Source organism: Undibacterium sp. Di26W, assembly GCF_049340265.1.
Lineage (GTDB): Bacteria > Pseudomonadota > Gammaproteobacteria > Burkholderiales > Burkholderiaceae_D > Undibacterium.
Genome location: NZ_JBMPOR010000010.1, coordinates 76,815 through 93,580, shown reverse-complemented (window position 1 = coordinate 93,580; position 16,766 = coordinate 76,815). Strand labels below are relative to the sequence as shown.

15 protein-coding genes are annotated in these 16,766 nt (G+C 53.1%); 6 read left to right on the top strand and 9 right to left on the bottom strand.

The genetic code is table 11. From position 1 onward, the window contains the following. Positions 1-78 precede the first annotated feature (78 nt). The 6 genes from ACO0LM_RS13920 to ACO0LM_RS13895 all read right to left on the bottom strand — a co-directional run bounded on the left by ACO0LM_RS13920 (position 79) and on the right by ACO0LM_RS13895 (position 5,042). A complete protein-coding gene (locus ACO0LM_RS13920; protein ID WP_423037885.1) occupies positions 79-603 on the bottom strand; it encodes a hypothetical protein in 525 nt (174 codons plus the stop codon). 118 nt (positions 604-721) lie between these two features. Further along, positions 722-1,213, bottom strand: a complete 492-nt coding sequence (gene folK / locus ACO0LM_RS13915) for a 2-amino-4-hydroxy-6-hydroxymethyldihydropteridine diphosphokinase (protein WP_423037884.1) — start codon at positions 1,211-1,213, stop codon at positions 722-724. 2 nt (positions 1,214-1,215) lie between these two features. Continuing rightward, positions 1,216-2,577, bottom strand: a complete 1,362-nt coding sequence (gene pcnB, locus ACO0LM_RS13910) for a polynucleotide adenylyltransferase PcnB (protein WP_423037883.1) — start codon at positions 2,575-2,577, stop codon at positions 1,216-1,218. Further along, positions 2,574-3,263, bottom strand: coding sequence for an HAD family hydrolase (locus ACO0LM_RS13905; RefSeq protein ID WP_423037969.1), 690 nt, complete (start codon positions 3,261-3,263; stop codon positions 2,574-2,576). Before ACO0LM_RS13905 ends, pcnB begins: the two co-directional genes overlap by 4 nt. Before the next feature lies 1 nt (position 3,264). Beyond that, positions 3,265-3,960: a DnaA regulatory inactivator Hda gene (gene hda, locus ACO0LM_RS13900; protein ID WP_423037882.1), complete on the bottom strand. Its 696-nt coding sequence runs from the start codon at positions 3,958-3,960 to the stop codon at positions 3,265-3,267. Then, positions 3,957-5,042 carry an AI-2E family transporter gene (locus ACO0LM_RS13895; RefSeq protein WP_423037881.1) on the bottom strand — a complete coding sequence of 362 codons (1,086 nt, stop codon included), beginning with the start codon at positions 5,040-5,042 and terminating at the stop codon, positions 3,957-3,959. The genes hda and ACO0LM_RS13895 overlap by 4 nt, the downstream gene beginning before the upstream one ends. A gap of 166 nt (positions 5,043-5,208) precedes the next feature. Between ACO0LM_RS13895 and purM the strand changes: the two genes are divergently transcribed. The 5 genes from purM (at position 5,209) to ACO0LM_RS13870 (ending at position 11,036) form a co-directional block, all read left to right on the top strand. Continuing rightward, entirely contained in the window at positions 5,209-6,252 is a 1,044-nt protein-coding gene (purM, locus tag ACO0LM_RS13890) for a phosphoribosylformylglycinamidine cyclo-ligase (protein WP_423037880.1), read from the top strand. A 442-nt stretch (positions 6,253-6,694) separates the two neighbouring features. Then, positions 6,695-8,128, top strand: coding sequence for a circularly permuted type 2 ATP-grasp protein (locus ACO0LM_RS13885; protein WP_422986558.1), 1,434 nt, complete (start codon positions 6,695-6,697; stop codon positions 8,126-8,128). Between the two features lie 88 nt (positions 8,129-8,216). Next, positions 8,217-9,167: an alpha-E domain-containing protein gene (locus ACO0LM_RS13880; RefSeq protein ID WP_422986560.1), complete on the top strand. Its 951-nt coding sequence runs from the start codon at positions 8,217-8,219 to the stop codon at positions 9,165-9,167. Between the two features lie 16 nt (positions 9,168-9,183). Next, positions 9,184-9,990 carry a transglutaminase family protein gene (locus tag ACO0LM_RS13875; RefSeq protein WP_422986562.1) on the top strand — a complete coding sequence of 269 codons (807 nt, stop codon included), beginning with the start codon at positions 9,184-9,186 and terminating at the stop codon, positions 9,988-9,990. A gap of 167 nt (positions 9,991-10,157) precedes the next feature. After that, positions 10,158-11,036 (top strand): peptidase, encoded by an 879-nt coding sequence (locus ACO0LM_RS13870; protein ID WP_422986564.1) that lies wholly within the window; start codon positions 10,158-10,160, stop codon positions 11,034-11,036. A gap of 95 nt (positions 11,037-11,131) precedes the next feature. Here ACO0LM_RS13870 and ACO0LM_RS13865 read toward each other — a convergent pair whose 3' ends face one another. Continuing rightward, a complete protein-coding gene (locus ACO0LM_RS13865) occupies positions 11,132-11,722 on the bottom strand; it encodes a DNA-3-methyladenine glycosylase I (RefSeq protein WP_423037879.1) in 591 nt (196 codons plus the stop codon). 197 nt (positions 11,723-11,919) lie between these two features. Here ACO0LM_RS13865 and ACO0LM_RS13860 point away from each other — a divergent pair, with 197 nt between their 5' ends. Continuing rightward, positions 11,920-14,091: a DUF4214 domain-containing protein gene (locus ACO0LM_RS13860; RefSeq protein ID WP_423037878.1), complete on the top strand. Its 2,172-nt coding sequence runs from the start codon at positions 11,920-11,922 to the stop codon at positions 14,089-14,091. 84 nt (positions 14,092-14,175) lie between these two features. Here ACO0LM_RS13860 and ACO0LM_RS13855 read toward each other — a convergent pair whose 3' ends face one another. Beyond that, on the bottom strand, positions 14,176-15,369 hold the full coding sequence (locus tag ACO0LM_RS13855) for a trans-sulfuration enzyme family protein (RefSeq protein ID WP_423037877.1): 1,194 nt from the start codon (positions 15,367-15,369) through the stop codon (positions 14,176-14,178). Then, positions 15,366-16,742 (bottom strand): pyridoxal-phosphate dependent enzyme, encoded by a 1,377-nt coding sequence (locus ACO0LM_RS13850; protein ID WP_423037876.1) that lies wholly within the window; start codon positions 16,740-16,742, stop codon positions 15,366-15,368. The genes ACO0LM_RS13855 and ACO0LM_RS13850 overlap by 4 nt, the downstream gene beginning before the upstream one ends. Positions 16,743-16,766 lie beyond the last annotated feature (24 nt).

Genomic DNA, 16,766 nt, shown 5'->3' with positions numbered 1-16,766 from the left:
CCATTCGCGGCTGAAGCCGCTCCTACGGGGAACGGACGAGGGTGGAGCGTATTGGAGTATGCTCTGATTTAAGCATTGCTAAACTTTTGTCGGGCCTAGACTGAACAAGTCCTGCGCCCGCAAGTCTCGGTAAATTGCGTTGTAATCGCGCCGGTAATTGAGGCCGAGTAAGACGAAATCTTGTATCAGGGCGTCGCTCACCCAGCGCCCTTGTAAAGGCATTAGACCCGCCTTCAGTCCTACACCGGCATGCCCTTGTGTCACCATGCGCAAGGGGGCAGTAAGGCCGAGCACACCATAGGCTGCTTGTCCTTGCTCGTCCAGCCAAACCGAATAGCTGCGGGTGTCTTTCAGATAAACCCAGTGTTCTACTCGTAGGGCGGCAATGGCGTCCAGGATATTTGCATCGGCTTGTGGGTGGGCAATACGATAGCGGGTCAGTGCAGTGTGGTCGGCCAGATGATACTCGCGCCCTTTGATCAACTGGCGTATCGATGGCTGTATCGATTGTTCCTCACTCTTATCTTGTTCGTTGACCAAGGAACCAAGAAAGGCCTTATAGGTGTTGATGAAACGAAGAGCCAGAGTGGGATCAACGATCATATATGGTTTCCTTATCGATCTTGAGAAGTGGCAGATTTTGTTTTCGACGCATAAAAGACTAGAAATCCAGTTTGCTCATGCTACCTGTAAAGACAGGTTTGCCGGGGTGCACCGTGATTTACTTTCGCAGGCATCCGCAGGCTAATTCTTGTATGCGCTGACCAGCAACGGCGGCGACAAAATCTTGTGCATGGCCTTTGCCAGGGATGCTGATATCGGCGGCCAGTTGCAGCAGGGGCAGCAGCACAAAAGCGCGTTCTGTCATGCGTGGGTGCGGGACTTGCAGGTCGGCGGTATGGATTTCTTGGGCACCATACAGCAGCAAATCCAGGTCCAGTGTACGTGGGGCATTGCGGTAGGGGCGCTCGCGTCCGTGTGCCAGTTCTATGGCTTGCAGATGTAGTAGCAGGGTTGTTGCACTCAGGCTAGTATCCAGTTCAGCGACGGCATTCACATAATCGTCGCCGGATGAATCTATAGGCGCACTGCCGAACAGGGCAGACTGTGCCACCAGGGTGGTATCAGGCACTTGCGCCAATGCGGCGATGGCCTTGCCTACAGTGGCTTTGGCATCACCCAGGTTGGCGCCTATGCCGATAAAAACTTGCATGCTCATTCAGCGGCAGCGGCTGCTTTGCGTGGGGCACGACGGCGTGGGCGGCGTTTTTTTACACCGGCTTCGGCTGCAGTTGCCTTGGGTTTGCTATTGATCAGGTGTTCACGTTCATCGGCTTCGCCATCGATAAAATCGGTCCACCATTCGCCAAGATCGGCATCAATTTCACCCGATGCGCAACGCAATAACAGGAAATCATAACCGGCACGCAGGCGCGGATGTTCCAGCATTTTATAAGGCGTTTTACCGATACGTTTTTCAAAACGGGGTTGCATGGCCCAGATATCGCGCATGTCTGAACCTATCTTGCGCTGTATTGCCAGTGCATCGGTCTGGGTATTCAGGACATCATCAGCTGCCAGGTGCAGGGCAGGGATGGGGAATTCACCGGCAGCCTTGTAGGCGTCCCATTTTTCCACTACCTGATGCCACAACAAAGAGGCAAACAAAAAGCCTGGCGACACTGGTTTGCCTTGTTGCACGCGCAAGTCGGTATTGGCCAGTGCCAGGGTTACAAATTTTTCACCCAGGGGTTGTTCCAGCACGACATCCAGCAAAGGCATCAGGCCATGATGCAGGCCTTCCTTGCGCAGTTGTTGCAGACAGGCCATGGCATGGCCGCTGGTCAGCAATTTCAGCATTTCATCGAATACACGGGCGGCGGGTACGTTATTGATGAGCGGGGCCATCACTGGTATCGGGGCACGTGTGGCAGCATCAATGTCGAATTGCAGTTTTGCGGCAAAACGCACCACACGCAGCATGCGCACCGGATCTTCGCGATAGCGCGCTTCTGGCACGCCGATAATGCGCAGGGTTTTCTTTTTGATGTCTTTCATGCCGCCGTGATAGTCGAGCACGATTTCGGATGCCGGGTCGTAATACATGGCATTGATGGTGAAGTCACGGCGTGCCGCATCTTCATATTGTTCGCCAAAGGTATTGTCACGCAGCACGCGGCCGTGTTCATCCTTGGGTGCGCCATCGGTGGCAGAGCCACGGAAGGTAGTGACTTCCAGCAAATCCTGACCAAACATTACATGCACGATCTGGAAGCGGCGGCCGATGATAAAGGCACGGCGGAACAGACGTTTCACCTGTTCTGGCGTGGCATTGGTGGCAATGTCAAAGTCCTTGGGTTTGACGCCGGTCAGCAAGTCACGTACTGCGCCGCCGACGACAAAGGCTTTAAAGCCATTCTCTTGCAGGGTCTGGGTGATGCGGACGGCATTCGCAGACACCAGTTGCGGGTCTATGCGGTGGTCTTTGGGACCCAGCACAGTTGGCTTTTGGTTGGCGCTGGCGACATCGCTCTTGTTTTTAACGCCGAGTATTTTGCGAATAAATTTCTTGATCATTGCTTGTCAAACAGGTGAAGTTGAGGCCAACCCTTGGTCTGTGCATAGGCGCGCAGTTTGTCGTTGGGATTGGTGGCGACAGGGTGGCTGACGCGTTCCAGTAGCGGAATATCGTTTTGCGAATCGCTGTAAAAATAGCTGTTATTAAAGTCGCTGAGTTGTCTTAATTGTGTAACTTCCTGCTTGGCCAGCCAGTCTTGCAAATGCACGACCTTGCCCGCGCCTGAGCTGGGCACGCCCAGCAATTTACCGGTGATATTACCTGCTGCGTCCAGTTCCGGTTCAGCGGCCATCAGGTGTTGCACCCCCAGGGCTTTTGCTATGGGTGCGGTAACAAAGCGGTTGGTCGCTGTGATGATGGCGATCAGGTCATCCTGATCCTGGTGTTTTTTAATTAAATCAAAAGCAACTGGTAGCAGGACGGGCTGTATGACTTCCTGCATGAATTGCGCATGCAGTTCATCTAGCCTGCTGCGGTGGAAATGCGCCAGCGTGCCCAGGGCAAATTCCAGGTATTCCACCGGGTCCAGCGTACCAGCCTGGTATTGGGCAAAGAAATCCGCATTGCGACGGGCGAATGCATCGGCATCGACTGCCCCTGTGCGGCACAGGAACTGTCCCCATTCATAATCGGAATCGATGGGGATCAGGGTATGGTCGAGATCAAATAAGGCGATATTGCGCATGCTAGTCATGTGTAGAGTCTGGCCCCGGCTGTTGCTGCAACATCAGTTCGCGCAGCAGCGGCAGGGTAATAGGACGTTTGGTTTCCAGTGAGTAATGGTCCAGCTGATCGAGCATATCGGATAAATAACTCATATCACGCCGATAATGGGTAATCAGATAGGGTAACACGCCCGCCGACAGTTGTATCCCGCGGGCGTGGGCGGCACGCTCAAGTGCATCGATCTTGTCTTCATCGGTCAGACCATGTACCTGATAGATCAGGCCCCAGCCAAAGCGGGTGCGCAAGTCGTCACGTACATTCAAAATCATGGGCGGGTGATTGCCTGCCCCGACCAAAAAACCGCCATGCGCACGCGCCTCATTGAACAGATTGAAAGCCGCGATCTGGTTCAGCGGTGGTAACTGGTCGCAATCGTCCAGCAGATACAGGCTGACACCTTCGGCGAAATCAAAGGCACTTTCCGGCGCATCAGCCGGGATATAGCGGGCCGAGGCATCATCGGCCAGTGCATGCAGCAAATGGGTTTTGCCGGCACCAGCTTCACCCCAGATATACACCGAGCGTTCACCGTACTGACTGGTGATGCGCTGGGCAAACAAGCCCAGCAATTGCGCCAGTTCAGCATTTTGCCCCACCACAAAGGTGGCAAGGGACGGCAGTTTCTGCGCGTCCAGGTCCAGTAATAATTGCCTCATGTCTGACGATAAAAAGAGCTATTCATGTAAGACACACGCAAGTGCTTGACGGCAACCGAGACGATGGCAGAAGCGGGCAAGGCAATCAGGATACCGATAAAGCCAAACAGTTGCCCGAATGCCATCAAGGCAAAAATCACGGTCAGGGGATGCAAGCCTATGCGTTCGCCGACCAGGCGTGGTGTCAGATAAAACGATTCCAGCATTTGTCCTATGCCATAAATGATGGCGACAGACATCAGGCCACCAAAACCATCAAATTGCAGGATAGCACCGATCAGCGCCAGTACCAGCCCCAGTCCATAACCCAGATAAGGGATGAACACCAGAAAGCCGGTAATGATACCGACCGGCAGTGCCAGGTCAAAACGGGCGATGCTGAGTGCCACCGAGTAATACACGGCCAGCACGATCATCACCAGGATTTGCCCGCGCAGGTATTGCGCCAGCAATTCGTCGACTTCGGCGACCGCACTGGCGGTTTGTTTGACAAAGCGGCGTGGAATGAAGTGGCTCAGGCGCTTGATCAGGGCATGCCAGTCCATCAGCAGATAAAACAGCACGATGGGAATCAGCAATAAATTGGCGACCATACCCAGCAATGCGGTGCCACCGACACGTATTGAATTCAACACGGCTTTACCGATGACGTCACCGCTGCTGGCCATTTGTTCAGTCAGCAAAGTCTTGATGCCATTGCTGTCCAGCCTTATCTTGATGCCAAACTCAGACAGCATGGGGGCCAGCATTTGATCCAGCTTGTCAAAAAAGCGCGGTATCTGGTCTTGCAACTGCGGGATTTCTTTTTGCAAGATCGGTATCATGATCAGGAGCATGGCCAGGACGACCGCAATCAGCACCACAATTATCAGGGTTGCGGCCACCGAACGTGGCAGGCCAAATCTGCGTATGCGCAGGGCACATAGCTTGTCCACCCAGGGCGTCAGCACATAGGACAGGATGCTGGCAACGATGAAAGGCATCAGCACGGGGCCCAGCAGTGATAGCAACAGCAGCAGGCCAAATGCCAGGGCCAGCCACAGCATGGATTGTTTTTGCTCCGACGTAAAAGAAAATGGCATTTTTATGGCTGCTTAGTAGTCAATATAGTAGTCAAGGTGACATCGAATTTACTGCATGGTCCCAAAAAACAGAGTTTTCGCGGTCAATTTGTTAAAATAGCGGTTTTGCCGGACTTTTCTGGCAATTCCTCTATTTTACCGCCTCCTGCCCCTATTGCCGAATATCATGAGCACTTCTACCCTTGTTTCTCTCTCTTACGCCGACGCTGGTGTCGATATGGTCGCTGGCGACGCCCTGGTTGACGCCATCAAACCTTTTGCCAAACGCACAATGCGCGAAGGTGTCATGGCTGGCATAGGCGGTTTTGGCGCCATGTTTGAAGTCAGCAAAAAATACAAGGAACCTGTCCTGGTTTCCGGCACGGATGGCGTGGGTACCAAGCTGAAACTGGCTTTCCACCTCAACAAGCATGACACGGTTGGCATCGATCTGGTGGCCATGAGTGTCAATGACATCCTGGTGCAAGGTGCAGAACCCTTGTTCTTCCTCGACTATTTTGCCTGTGGCAAGCTGGACGTGGCAACTGCTACCGACGTCATCAAGGGCGTGGCCTTTGGCTGCGAACAAGCGGGTTGCGCCCTGATCGGTGGTGAAACGGCCGAAATGCCCTCCATGTACCCTGATGGTGAATACGATTTGGCCGGTTTTGCCGTTGGTGCCGTAGAAAAATCCAAAATCATTGATGGCAGCAAGATACAGCCGGGTGACGTGATTCTGGGGCTGGCTTCGTCCGGCATCCATTCCAACGGCTTCTCGCTGGTGCGCAAGATCATTGAAGTCGCCAAGCCAGACCTGAGTGCCGATTTTCATGGTTGTAGCCTGGGTGACGCCCTGATGGCACCTACCCGCATCTACGTCAAACCTTTGCTGGCCCTGATGGAATCCCTGGAAGTCAAAGGCATGGCCCACATCACCGGTGGTGGCCTGGTTGAAAACGTCCCGCGTGTATTGGGTGACAAACTGACTGCCGTCCTGCATAAAGATGCCTGGACTCTGCCACCCCTGTTCACCTGGCTGCAACAGCATGGTGGTGTGGCCGACGCAGAAATGCACCGCGTCTTCAATTGCGGCATAGGCATGGTGGTGATTGTTGCTGCTGAGCTGGCAGATGCTGCCATGGCACAATTGGCCGCAGCCGGTGAAACCGTGTACCGGATTGGTGAAATCCGTGCCCGTGCCGGTGAAGAGCATCAGACTATCGTAGTCTAAGAACCTATTTACGATCTTACTGCGCGGGCGCAATCGGAGTCCACGCGGGGCTCATGCGCTGCTCAAAATGCTCATGTACTAGTGTACATTCCGCTTTTTGCGCTGCGCTTTTGTTACACTTACCCCGCTGATACACGCACGTTCGCTCGCTACAGATCGTAAACAGGTTCTAATATCGTCCCAAGTATCGTCCATACTATATCCGTAGCAACGCAACCTGCCAGCCAGGTTGCGTGTTGTCTGTAGCATCCCCAGTCCCGCGTTTTTGTCCGCGTTTCTGTCCGTATTCTTCCCGCGTTCTTTTCAGCCTTGCATCTGGCTGGCATATTTTGCGCGCTAAACAACACCCCTTTCTGAGCAAAACCCTGTTCCTGCAAATCGCTGAGTGAACTGGCACGTTTCTTGATATGCTGTTGTTGTACTGTAACCGCGAGACTTGAACATGGCAAAATTTTTCAATGAAATGGCGGCCGTTTATGCTGGCACGCCCAGCAATAACAGTCACACCCGCGAGCATTATCGCGAATTTTGCACCTGGCTGGCACAGCAGTCTGCAGAACAGCTGCAGCGCAAGCGCGCCGAAGCCGACCTCAGCTTCCGCCGCGTCGGCATCACCTTTGCCGTCTATGGTGATGATGCCGGTACCGAACGCCTGATCCCCTTTGACATCATCCCCAGGATCATTCCTGCGAATGAATGGGCGCAATTGCAAAAAGGCCTGGTCCAGCGGGTACAGGCACTGAATATGTTCATTCATGATATTTATCATGACCAGAAGATCATCAAGGCAGGCATTATCCCTGCCGGACAAATATACAAAAACGCACAGTACCGGCCAGAAATGCAGGGTATTTCGGTCGCTTCCGATATTTATGCCCATATTGCCGGAGTGGATATCGTGCGTGCTGGCGAAGGCGAGTTTTATGTGCTGGAAGATAATTTGCGCGTGCCTTCCGGCGTGTCTTACATGTTGGAAGATCGCAAGATGATGATGCGCCTCTTCCCCGAGCTGTTTACCCGCAACAAGATTGCCCCGGTTGATCACTATCCCGACATGTTACTGGACAATTTACGCTCGGTAGCACCCATGGGCGTGGATGACCCGACAGTAGTGGTCATGACCCCCGGCATGTATAACTCGGCCTATTTTGAACATGCTTTCCTGGCGCAGCAAATGGGGGTGGAACTGGTGGAAGGCCAGGATTTGTTCGTCAATGACAACACCGTTTTCATGCGCACGACGCGCGGGCCGAAGCGGGTGGACGTGATTTATCGTCGTATTGATGATGATTTCCTTGATCCGCTGGCTTTCCGTCCGGATTCTTCGCTTGGGGTTCCTGGCCTGCTGTCAGTCTACCGTGCCGGTCGGGTTACCCTGGCGAATGCCATCGGTACTGGTGTGGCAGATGACAAATCCATCTATCCTTTTGTACCGGACATGATCAAGTTTTACCTGTCTGAAGAAGCGATATTGAATAATGTACCGACTTTCCAATGCCGCAAACCGGAAGACCTGTCCTACACCCTGGCCAACCTGTCCGAACTGGTGGTCAAGGAAGTGCATGGGGCTGGCGGTTACGGCATGTTGGTAGGTCCTGCTTCCAGCAAGCAGCAGATAGAAGATTTCCGCCAGCGCCTGCTGGCCAAGCCGGATGGCTATATCGCCCAGCCCACGCTGGCATTGTCATCTTGCCCGACTTTTGTTGAAAATGGCATCGCCCCCAGACATATTGATTTGCGCCCCTTTGTCTTGTCAGGCAAGCATATCTCCATGGTGCCGGGCGGCCTGACCCGCGTCGCCTTGCAGGAAGGTTCACTGGTGGTGAATTCTTCACAAGGCGGCGGCACCAAGGATACCTGGATACTGGAAAATTAATCACCTCATGCACCCTCGCAGCCTTGTGCACAAATGCCGGGCTGCCTTTGAATGTTGCAACAGGTTTTGACGATTGAGGAAAAATACCATGCTAAGCCGCACTGCCGATCACTTGTTCTGGATGGCGCGTTATACCGAACGCGCTGAAAATACCGCACGCATGCTGGATGTGAATATCCAGACGTCGATGTTGCCGCAGTCGGCAGTAGATGCCGAACGGGGCTGGCGCGCCATGCTCGGCATTTCTGAACTGCAGTCTGCCTTTGATCATCAATATGGAATACTGACCAAAAAGGATGTGCTCGATTTCATGGTGAAAGACCCCATGAACCCGTCGTCGATTGCATCCTGCCTGAAAGAAGCGCGCGAAAATGCGCGTGCCGTGCGCGGCACCCTGACCACCGAAGTATGGGAAACCCAGAATGCCACCTGGCTGGACATGCAGGAAAGATTATCTGACCACGTATTGGAAAATGATCCCAGCCAGTTTTTTGAATGGGTCAAATACCGCTCACATTTATCACGCGGCGTTACCCTGGGCACCATGCTGAAAGATGAAGCGGTGCATTTCATTCGCCTTGGTACTTTCGTCGAGCGTGCCGACAATACGGCACGTATACTGGATGTGAAATTCCATGGTGCGAAAGAAAGCAAGCGTGGTAACGACAGCCTGCAAAGAGAGTTTTATTACTGGGCCGCGTTGCTGCGTTCAGTATCGGGCTTTGAAATTTATCGCAAGGTGTATCGTGATGTGATCACCCCTGAACGGGTGGCCGAGCTATTGATTTTGCGGGGTGATATGCCACGTTCGCTATTGGCCTGCATGGATGAAGTCGTCGCCAACCTGCGTGAAGTGCGCAATGATGTGTCCGCCGATACCGAGCGTTTTGCCGGCAAGTTGCATGCAGAACTGAAATTCGCCCGGATAGAAGAAATACTGGCTGCCGGTCTGCATGATACCCTGACCACATTCCTGGAAAACATCTTTGAGCTGGGTAATCGTGTCAGCCGCGACTTTCTGGTTCCGCTGGCAGCCTGAGATTATCTGAAAAATCATGCAACTTATCATTCGTCACGAGACCATTTACCATTACTCTGCGCCGCTGACCTATACCATACAGCAACTGCGTCTGACACCGCGTGCCGAGCAGCACCAACATGCAATTTCATGGCAGATCAGGACAGCAGGGCAGCGCCATGCTTACATTGATGCTTATGGCAATCCTTCACATACCCTGACCATCACCGGCCTGCATCATGAGGTGTCCATCATTGCCGAGGGTGTGGTTGAACTGGCCATGCCTTATCAGGGGCGGATTACTGATCAGGACACCTTTTCACCGCTGGTATTCACGGTGCCTACACGTCTGACCGAGCCGGTTGCTTCCATTCTTGACTTCGCTGGCAGCCATTTGCCTGATCTGGGCAAGACCACTACTGGTGCATTGCTCAATCTGGCGACGCACATTCGTGGTGCGGTGGAGTATCAGACTGGTGCGACCATCGTCACCACCAGCGCCAGTGATGCCTTGCAATTGGGGCGCGGGGTTTGCCAGGACCATGCCCACCTGTTTCTGGCCTGCTGCCATGCACGCGGTATCCCGGCCCGTTATGTGTCTGGCTATATCGACCCTGAATCGAGCGACCATGCCGAGAGCCATGCCTGGGTCGATGCCTGGGTGGAAGATGCCGATTACACTGGCTGGGTCAGCGTGGATGTGACCCATGCCCGCCTGATGACAGACACCTATTGTCGTTTGGCTATTGGCCGCGACTATGATTCAGCCGCCCCGGTACGCGGCGTAAGACGTGGTGGCGGGCACGAGACCATGAGCGTGACTGTGGCAGTAACGCCGCGTTGACGCTGGTATTGTGCAAATAGAATATTAAAAATTTAATTTATTTGTGATTTGCCCCGGATTTCGGCCAGATTTTCTGGCCGATACGCCACATTTTGCATCAGGCTGATGCTTTATCTGGGGCAAGATTAAGGTAGAATCCCCACTTCGTTCCACCAAGACTTTGCTCTATGACTTACTGTGTTGGCATGCGGCTTGACGCCGGGCTGGTGTTTCTCTCTGACTCACGTACCAATGCGGGCGTGGATCAGGTAGGTACTTTCCGTAAAATGTCGGTCTTTGAAAACCCTGGCGATCGCACCATGGTGCTGATGACCGCCGGTAATCTATCGATTTCGCAATCGATACGACAACTGGTCTCTGAGCATGTGGATGGCAAAGGCAATACTATCTGGACCGCTCCGAATATGTATGAAGCCGCCCGTATCGTCGGTGAGGCTGTGCGTATGGTGCATCACCGCGATGCCCAGGCATTGTCCGAGTTCGGTATTGATTTTAATGTCAGTCTGATTTTTGGTGGACAGATCAAGGGCGAGCGCTGCCGCCTGTTCCAGATTTATTCTGCCGGTAATTTCATCGAGTCGCATAATGAAAATACCTATTTCCAGATTGGCGAAGCCAAGTATGGCAAGCCCATCATAGACCGTGTTGTTACCCCCACCACACCGCTGGATGAAGCAGCAAAATGCGCGCTGATTTCCATGGATTCGACATTGCGCTCCAATGTGTCGGTCGGTTTGCCGCTGGATTTGCTGGTGTATGAAGATAATAAACTGGCGATCACCCATTTTGTCACTATCGATGAAAAGAATCAGTATTTTCAAATGATACGCAATACCTGGGGCAAGCAATTGAAAAGCGTATTTGAAAGTATTGATGATCCGGTTTGGAATGCCAGCCCCGAAGTCATTGATAATGTCCTGTCTGCCACTAATATGCACAGCAAGCCCGTGCGGGTGGAAGTGCCGGCGCAACTGATAGAAAACCCGCAACCGCCAGGACCTTTGCAATCACTGGCACAACATCCCAACAGCAATAAGCAGGCTTGAATAAGCAGGCTTGAATCAATAGACTTCAATAGACTTGAAACCTGTGCAACACAGGTGTTATCAGGTGCCATCAAGTGGCACCTGCTGCGCTTGGTTTACGCTTTACCAGTTGTCTTGCGTGCAGCCTTGGGTGTGTTTGCCTGATGCCGCCAGTCGCAGTTGGCAGCGTGGTCATTGACCAAGCCTATGGCTTGCATATAGGCGTAGATAATGGTGGAACCGACGAATTTGAATCCGCGTTTCGCCAGGTCTTTTGAAATGCGATCCGACAAGTCCGTCGTGATGATGCGTTCGCCATTATTGATCAGTGGCTTGCCGTCAACATGGGCCCACAGGTAAGCATCCAGGCTACCCACTTCTTCACACAGACGCAGATAGGCTTGTGCATTGGTAATCGCGGCAGCCACTTTCAGGCGATTCCTGACGATGCCGGGATTGGCCAGCAATTCTGCGACTTTGTCAGGGCCATAGGTAGCAATCTTTTTTGCATCCCACTGGTCAAATGCCTGCCTGTAATTTTCGCGCTTGTTCAAGATGGTTTCCCAGCTCAAGCCCGCCTGCGCGCCCTCCAGGTTCAGCATTTCAAACAGGCGTCGCTCATCGTGACAGGGCACCCCCCATTCATGGTCGTGATAATGCAAATACAAAAGATTAGAGGAATTAGCCCAATTGCAACGTGTAGTCATGCTTGGCAACCATCAATTTAAGATATGATTCTGAAATATTAAATTTTAACAATGTGTTTCAATTTGCTGCTCTATTTTACTTACTTCGTACAAAGCCTGTTGCAGAATGGTGCTGCAGGGCAGCAATAGCAAGTTTGAAAATTGTAAATTCATATAGTCATCGTTCTTCATTAGACGCAACCAGATTTGGAATCCACATGTTCAGCTTTAAGCAAAGAAATAACACGCTGTCTGCCTTGTCGGCTCTGACCCTGAGCCTGATATTGGCAGCCTGCGGTGGCCAGGACAGTAAAACTGCGGCCAATTCAGCTACGCCAACTGCTGCGCCTCCGGTGCAGGCTGCATCAGTCAGTGCAGATACCACAGTATTTTCTGGCAAACGCCAGGACTATACGATTACCAAGGTCACGAATGCCGGTATCAGCGGCTTTATCGTCAGTGATACCCGTGCCGGCGGTACTTCGGTCACCTTGGCCAGCAATATAAAGAACATCCAGTTTTCCGATTTCCATGTGAACCTGAGCATTGGGGATAAAGCCAATTCCTTGTCCGCCACCAGTTTGAATTCCCTGATAGACCTGTATGTCGCGTTTTTTAACCGGGTACCGGACGCGGATGGACTGGCCTACTGGATAGACCAGATCAAGGCTGGCATGTCTGACGACCAGATTGCAGATAGTTTTTACCTGGTGGCCTTGCAGTCACCAACGCTGACTGGTTATACCAGTGGCATGAGCAATGATGACTTCATCCGCATCATTTACAAAAATGTGCTGGGCCGCAGTGGTGCCACGGCACCGACTACCCTTGAAATTGATTACTGGTCCAGCCAGTTGAAAACAGGTACGACAAAAGGACATATCGTCAGGGCGATGCTGGTGGCTGCGCGTGAGTATGCAAATGACCCGACTTGGAGTTGGGTACCAGCTTTACTCAACAATAAACTGAATGTCGCCAATTATTTTGCTGTACAGCAGGGTTTGAACTACAACAGCCTGGATGACAACATCAGCAAGACCATGGCAATTGCTGCGGCTGTCACCAGTACCTCAACCACGGCAGCGCTAGACCTGATCGGTGTCAATGACAGTAACCTGAATCTCAGCAGTAGCATAGGGACACCTGAGAGTCTGGCGAATATCTGTACGGTAGATGGCAAGAAAAAATGGGTGCGTTCTCATTTGGACGATGTGTATCTGTGGTATCGCGATATTATTGATGTGCCACCCGCACAATACAGTACGGCAGAAGACTATTTCACTGCATTACTGGTCAGGTCCAAGGACAGATTCAGTTTTACTTCGGAGCAGGGCAGCATAGACAGTTATTTCCAGTCGGGTGAAGATGTCAGTTATGGCTATAGCCTGGTGCGTGAAGGCAGCAAGATACGTGTGCGCTACGTACAGCCAGGGTCACCTGCCGATGTGGCGCAGATCAAACGTGGCACTACCCTGGTCAGCGTAGATAATGGCTCTCTGGGTTCCTATATCAATGATACGCAATACAACGCCCTGTATCCAACCAAATCTGAATCCCATAGCTTCCAGGTACAGGACGGTAGCAGTGCCAGCCGCAACGTGACCATGACTGCGGTTACTGTGACGACATCGCCGGTTTTGCAAAATCAGGTATTGAACGTGAATGGCAAGAAGGTAGGCTATATGGTGTTTACCGACCATATCCGTACCGCAGAATCACCGCTGATCAGCAGCATACGCAAGTTCCAGCAAAGCGGCATCGATGATCTGGTGCTGGATCTGCGCTATAACGGTGGTGGCTATCTGTATATCGCGAATGAATTGTCGGCCATGATTGGTGGCAGCAAGGTCACCAACCGCATATTTGAGCAATTGCAATTCAATGACAAGCATGCTGACATGACGGCTGACAATGTATCCTATTTTTATGATACCGATACGAGCAACCGTTTCTTGCCTACGCTGAACTTGCCACGTGTGTTTGTCATTACCGGCAGCAATACCTGTTCGGCCAGCGAATCCATCATCAATGGCCTGACACCTTTCATGAAGGTGATACTAATCGGTGATACAACCTGCGGCAAGCCATATGGTTTTATCCAGACCAATAATTGCACCACCGCGTATTTTGCGATTCAGTTTGCCGGTGTGAATGCGTTGGCTAAAGGCGATTACACCAATGGCTTCACTCCGGCGTGTTATGTACCGGATGACTTGAATCATGAGCTGGGCAACGTCAGCGAATCACGCCTGTCTGCTGCACTGACCTATGTCAGCACCGGTGCTTGCCCGACCATTGCAGCAGGCGTTGCAGCAGCGCCACCGTTGCAGTTCAGCCCCATCGTCGACAAGGACCCGCATCCGTGGCGGAATATCAAGTTGCTGAAATAGCGTATCGGATGAAGGCTTGAAACAAGCTGATGTAAAAACAGGGAGTGTACCGACAGTACGCTCCCTGTTTTTTTTCATTAAGATTTATATTGCATCTAAGGCCTGTTGCAAATCATGGCGCAAATCTTCCACATCTTCTATGCCGACAGACAGGCGCACGAAAGAATCGGTGATTCCCAGTATTGCCCTTTGTTCGGCGGGGATGGTGGCGTGCGTCATGATGGCCGGGTGTTCGATCAGGCTTTCCACGCCGCCCAGGCTTTCTGCCAGGGCAAATACTTCACAGCGTTCAAGGAAGCGGCGTGCGCCAGCCAGGTCGGTATCCAGCTCTATGGAAATGATGCCGCCAAAACCATTCATTTGCTGCTTCGCCAGTTCATGCTGCGGGTGACTGGCAAGGCCGGGGTAATACACCTTCTTGACCTTGGCTTGCTGTTCCAGCCACTGCGCCAGATCCAGCCCGTTGGCATTATGTCGCTCAACCCGGATGTTCAGGGTTTTGATGCCACGCAGGGCCAGGAAACTGTCGAAGGGGCCTGCTATTGCACCGACAGAATTTTGTAGAAAACCCAGGCGCTCACGCCATTCGGCCTGATGTGCTTCGCCACCGACAATGGCAATACCGCCGATGATGTCAGAATGACCGTTGAGGTATTTGGTCATGGAATGCACGACGATATCAAATCCCAGTTCCAGCGGACGTTGTACACGTGGGCTGGCAAAGGTATTGTCGGCCACCGCGATGATGCCGCGTTCGCGGCAGATGGCAGCTATGCGGCGCAAGTCAGCCAGTTTCAGCATGGGGTTGGTCGGGGTTTCCACCCACACCATTTTGGTGTCCGGCCTGAGCGCAGCCAGCAAGGCTTCCGGTTTGGTCATGTCCACGTAAGTGAAATCCAGACCGGCGCTACGCCTGCGCACGCGTTCAAACAGGCGATAACTACCGCCATACATGTCATCGCCTGCCACGATGTGGGCACCGCTGTCGGCAATTTCCAGCACGGTGGCGATGGCGGCCAGGCCAGATGCAAAGGCAAACGCCTGGGCGCCGCCTTCGAGGTCGGCCACGGCACGTTCCAGCGCCCAGCGTGTGGGATTGTGCGAGCGACCGTAATCCAGGCCCTTGTGTACGCCAGGGCTGTCCTGCACATAGGTAGAGGTGGCATAAATCGGCGGCATGATGGCACCGGTAGTCGGGTCCGGGAATTGCCCGGCATGAATCACACGCGTACCAAAGGCTTGCTGACGTTCAGGTTTCTTGTATTCGGGATAGCTCATGAGAGTGTCCTGCGTAAATGGTTAAGAAGATCAAAGCGGGTAATCAGGCCGTGAAATTGTTGATTGGATGCGATGATGGCGACCAGGCCACGATTCAGGGTGGCACGCAATGCTGCTATGCCGGCCTGCGGGTTCAGGGTTTCAATCTGACTGGTCATGGTGTCTTGCACCGGACTACGAAACAGGGTGGCGTCGCCCGATACTTTCAGCAACAGATCCGATTCATCGATAATGCCGATGATCTCGCCATGATGGATCACCGGCAATTGCGAGATATCGGCACTGCGCATGCGGTTGAAGGCCACCATCAGGGTGTCGCTGCTGTCAACGCTGATGACCGCGCCATCATCAAAGCGGCGACCTATGATGTCGCGCAGATCACCATAAACCTGTCGGTGCAGCAGACCCTGGTCTATCATCCAGTTGTCGTTATACACTTTGGACAGATAACGGGTCCCGGTATCGCAGACAAATGTGACCACGCGCTTGGGTGTGGTCTGAGCCCGGCAATAACGCAAGGCGGCGGCCAGCAGGGTGCCGGTGGATGAACCTGCCAATATGCCTTCGGCGCGCAGCAGTTCACGCGCGGTGCCAAAGCTTTCGGTGTCATCAATGGTGTAGGCATGTTTGACTGCCGTCAGGTCGGCAATGGCAGGGATGAAATCTTCGCCTATGCCTTCCACTGCCCAGGAACCGCTGACTTCGTTGATGTGGCCGGTGTCTATATATTCTGCCAGGATGGAACCCTTGGGGTCGGCCAGCACGAACTCCAGTTCTGGCTGTGCCTGGCGGAAAAAGCGCGTCAACCCTGTAACCGTGCCCGCAGAGCCGACGCCCACCACAATCGCATCGATATCATGGCCAGTCTGTTCCCAGATTTCGGGGCCCGTCGTGGTTTCATGGGCGTAGGGATTGGCCGGGTTGTTGAACTGGTCGGCAAAGAAAGACCCAGGGATATCTTTGGCAATGCGCGCCGCATAATCCTGGTAATACTCGGGGTGGCCCTTGCCGACATCGGAACGGGTGATGTGTACCTCAGCGCCCATGGCGCGCAGGTGCAGTATCTTTTCGGTGGACATTTTGTCTGGCACCACCAGCACTACGCGGTAGCCTTTGGCCCGCGCCACCAGTGCCAGGCCCAGGCCGGTATTGCCGGCTGTGGCCTCGATCACGGTGCCACCGGCTTGTAGCCTGCCATCGGCTTCTGCCGCCTCTATCATGGCCAGACCGATACGGTCCTTGATAGAACCGCCAGGGTTTTGCGATTCCAGTTTCAGAAACAATTCACACGGTCCGGTATCAAGGCGGGTAACCTTGACCAGGGGTGTATTGCCAATCAACGCAAGTACTGCGGGATTAGTGGTATATGTCATTTTTTCTCCAAGCCTGTTATGGCA